Below are 4,014 nucleotides of genomic sequence, written 5' to 3'. Positions count from 1 at the left end.
CTGCTGCGCGGCGGAGACGGGGCGGGGGGCCGCCGACTCATCGCCGCGCATCGTGTAGCCGTAGTGGACGCCGCCCAGCAGGTGGCCTGTCGCCTCGACCTGGTAGCGGTGGCGCAGGTAGAGCGGGACCAGCACCTCCTCGAGGGTGGCGAGCGGGCGGCCCTCGTGGATCACCGACTCTCCAAACCGGTCGAGGGCGACGCGTCGAACCGCGAGCTCGTCCTCAAGGGAGGCGACGGCATCGGTGCCGTTGTCCCAGAGCGCGCCCTCGGGCGTGGCCGCGCCCAGCGGTCGGGCGTCGGTGTCCGTGATGTAGCGCAGGCCGACGGCCCGGTTCTCGGCCAGTACCAGTTCCATGAGCGACGGGTCCGGCGCGTAGCCATACTTGACGGCCTGGACGTCCCACCGGCCCAGCCCGACGCCGTACGCGTCCTCGAGGTCGATCCGGTCGCCGTCGAGCGTGGCGAGCGGTGCCGGGTAGTCCATCACCGACTCGCGACCCTGCGTCGAGGCCGCGAAGTTGTGCGCGATCCCGATCGTGTGGCCGACCTCGTGGGCGGAGAGCTGCCGCAGACGTGCCAACGCCAAGGCCAGCATCGGATCGTTCTCGGCCTCGAGGCCGGCAGCGTCGCGGCCGACGTACGGGGCGAGCAGTCCTTCGGCGAGCAGGTAGTCTTGGCGGACGCGCAGGGAGCCGAGCGAGACGTGGCCCTTGATGATCTCGCCCGTCCGCGGATCGCTCACGGAGCCGCCGTAGCTCCACCCCCGCGTGGCACGGTGGACCCACTGGATCGTGTTGTAGCGCGCGTCCTGCATATCGGCACCGTCGGGCAGCATCTCGACGCGGTAGCCGTCGCGGAATCCGGCGGCTTGGAAGCCCTCGGCCCACCAGCGGGCGCCCTCGAGGAGCGCGCTACGGACGGGCTCGGGCGTGCCCGGGTCGAGGTAGTAGACGATAGGCTCGCGCGCCTCGCACAGTCCCTCAGCGTCGGGCGGGCCAGCGCACTCCAGGCGGTGGCGGTAGATGAACCGCTGCACGATGTCTTGGCCGATCGGGGTGGCGTAGTCGGCGTACTGCATCGGGAAGTAGCCGCTGGCGGGGTGGAACGCGCGGGGTTGGTAGCCGGGCTCTGGGAGCGCCACGAACGACTGGCGCACGCGGACCGTCACAGCGCTCGGGTCGGCGGCGACGTCGCGGACGAAGCGGCCCGGCGCGCTGCTGGAGAACGTGAGACGCGCCTCGAGCTCGGTGTTGCGCGGGAACGCCTTGAGCATCTCCGGGACCGGCGCGCTCCGGCCGGCATCGAGGGCGAACGTGCCCTGCCCGGTGCCTTTGAGCCGGTCGGCGACGCCGTGGGCGTCCCGCACGACGAACGACGTCGCGTCGACCAAGACGCGCCCGTCGGTCTCGGCCTCGATGTCGAAGCCCCACACGACGCTCTCCGCGAACGCGTCGCGGACGGCGGCGGCCTCGTCCGGGTTGTCCGTCGTGGCGCGGAACCGCAAGTTGGGCTGGACCAGCATGATGCGCCGTCCGACCCGCTCGACGCGCACGATCCGCTCGCCGCCGAGCTGCCCGCGGTCCAGACCGACGTCGTTCGACCCGAGACCCGCCGGGAGCGACACGACGTGCAGCAGCTCCGTTCCCGGCTCGACCTCGAGCCAGATCTTTCCGTTGTCCGCGTCCCACCAGACCGGCACGAACCCATCGCGGCGCTCCAGGCCGCTCGTCTTGGCCTCGATGGTGGGGAGGCTCGCCCTCGAGGACGGCGCCGCAGGCGCGCTCGGGGGCGTCGGTGCGGTCGCAGAGCAACCGGCGATGAGAAGAGCGAGGGCGAGCGTCGAGGTCCGGGTCATCCTTGGGCGAGCGTGGGCTGCCAATCTAGCCGGACGCGACCTCGAGGACGCCCGGAGTCCTATCCGTCCGTGTACGCCCGCATCCAGTCGACCTCCAAGCGGAACGGGCCGTCCTGGCCGTCGACGATGAAGAACCCGAACGAGCGCACGTCGGATCGGTCCAGCGGGTCGACCCGGACGGGCTCGCCGAACGCGGTCGGCTCGAGGTCGGAGAACGGGACGCGGATCGTCCGCCACTCGTCGGTGGTCGGGAAGGCGGCGCGGCGGGAGACCTCGCGTCGGCGGTTGCGGGTCCGGTCGTTGACCTCGACCTCGAAGGTGCGGCCTCCACCCCTCACGCGGATCTCGACGCCGTCGAACGCGGACAGGTCGGCCTGCTTCTCGACGCGCACCGAGGTGAACCCGCCGCCGCGCGTGACCAGCTCGCCGGTGAACCCGAGCGTCCCGCCATCGACCTCGAGGACGCCCTGCGAGCGGCCTCCCATCACGCCGTCGTTGACGACGAACCATCCTGCGTCGTCGGAGCCGTCGAAATCGAAGAGAGTCATGGCGGAATCGGTGGGAATGGGAAGCGCCCTCGAGGTCGGCTCGTTCGAGGCCGGCTCGGTGCAGGCGCCGAGGACCGACGCGAGGAGGGCGAGAACGAGGAGGGGCACGTCGGGAACAGGAGGAGACCCGCGTGGGACGGTCCGCGGGTCAGCCGAGGTCCGTGCCTCGACGTTCCCGGAGATTCCTGAGACGCCGGCCTCGAGAGCCGACAGGCCGTCGAAGCCACCGGGCCGTCGTGCTACCGGGTGCGTCCGTCGGCGCTCTCCCGCTTTCGCGCCCGAGAGATCATCACGGCCGCCGAGATCGCGATCACGGGAAGCAGCACAGCGCCAATGGGGACCGTGATGAACAGGAGCCACGGCGCGACGGCCCACGGGTACAGCGAGTCGCCGATGTCGACGCCCGCGACGACGCACGGGTTTGAGAACCCCTCGTGCAACGTGCACCCGTTCGCCGAGGCGATCCCGGCCGCGATGAGCGCTCCGGTAGCGGGAAGGAAGACCAAGATCAGGACGAGGGCCGCGACGATCGCGTGCCACTTCAGGATGCGCCGGCTCGAGGCCGAGAGGCGTCGGCGTTGGCTGCGCCGGCCTGCCGACTCTCGAGGACGGCCAGGCGGAAGGATCGGGGAATCGGGCATCGTGAAGAGGTCGTGAGGCAACCTAGCCCCTGCCTCACCTGGCTGTCGAAGCGAATCTGTGAGCCAACCTCGAGGGCGTGTGCATCTCGAGGACGGACCTGTCTTTTCGAGCGGCGTTCGCCCACCCTCGAGGTCGGGCCGCGATCTTGGGACTTCTCTTGACCGCCCTCGACCGGGCACCCGAATGGCCGACCTCGACACGCTCGTCTCCCTCTCCAAGCGCCGCGGCTTCCTGTTCCCGTCGTCCGAGATCTACGGTGGCCTGGGCGCCGTCTACGACTACGGACCCCTCGGTGTCGAGCTTAAGCGGAACGTGCGCGAGCGGTGGTGGAACGCGATGGTGCGGGAGCACGACAACGTCGTCGGCCTCGACGCGGCCATCCTGATGCACCCGACGACCTGGAAGGCCTCGGGCCACGTCGACGCGTTCTCGGACCCGTTGATCGATGACCGTGCGAGCGGCCGCCGCTACCGGGCCGACCAGCTCATCGAGGGCGCGATCGCCAAGCTCGAGAAGAAGAAAAAGACCGACAAGGCAGCAGCGCTCCAAGCTCAGTTCGTCGAAGCGCTCAACGCCGACGATGCAGCGGCTGCTCTGGGCGTGCTCATTCAGGAGCACGAGATCCGCTCGCCCGACTCGGGCGCGTTCGACTGGACCGAGGTCCGTCAGTTCAACCTGATGTTCGAGACGGCGACGGGTGCCTTGGCGGAGGAGGCGAACAAGCTGTACCTCCGGCCCGAGACGGCCCAGGGCATCTTCGTCCACTTCAAGGACGTCGCCGAGACGGCCCGCCAACAGGTCCCGTTCGGCATCGCTCAGATCGGCAAGGCGTTCCGAAATGAGATCGTCGCGCGCCAGTTCATCTTTCGGATGCGCGAGTTCGAGCAGATGGAGATGCAGTACTTCGTCAAGCCGGGCTCGCAGCTCGAGGCCTACCAAGAGTGGGCCGAGAAGCGGATGGCGTGGC

At 69.8% G+C, this 4,014-nt stretch carries 4 protein-coding genes; 1 reads left to right on the top strand and 3 read right to left on the bottom strand.

The window, feature by feature from the left end:
* The 3 genes from WBA11_RS20505 to WBA11_RS20495 all read right to left on the bottom strand — a co-directional run.
* Positions 1 to 1,857 (bottom strand): zinc-dependent metalloprotease (locus WBA11_RS20505; protein ID WP_424522487.1); only part of this gene is annotated, 1,857 nt, incomplete at its 3' end.
* A gap of 59 nt (positions 1,858 to 1,916) precedes the next feature.
* A complete protein-coding gene (locus WBA11_RS20500) occupies positions 1,917 to 2,405 on the bottom strand; it encodes a CIA30 family protein (RefSeq protein ID WP_424522486.1) in 489 nt (162 codons plus the stop codon).
* Positions 2,406 to 2,644: 239 nt separating this feature from the next.
* A complete protein-coding gene (locus tag WBA11_RS20495; RefSeq protein ID WP_424522485.1) occupies positions 2,645 to 3,046 on the bottom strand; it encodes a hypothetical protein in 402 nt (133 codons plus the stop codon).
* A gap of 184 nt (positions 3,047 to 3,230) precedes the next feature.
* On the opposite strand from WBA11_RS20495, the gene WBA11_RS20490 reads away from it, so the two are divergent.
* Positions 3,231 to 4,014, top strand: a 784-nt coding sequence (locus WBA11_RS20490; protein WP_424522484.1) for a glycine--tRNA ligase, incomplete at its 3' end; no start/stop codon positions are given.

The sequence above is a fragment of the Rubrivirga sp. genome, from assembly GCF_049648075.1.
GTDB lineage: Bacteria > Bacteroidota > Rhodothermia > Rhodothermales > Rubricoccaceae > Rubrivirga.
Note: the sequence above shows the minus strand (reverse complement) of the source record. Positions and strands in the feature narration are given on the sequence as shown.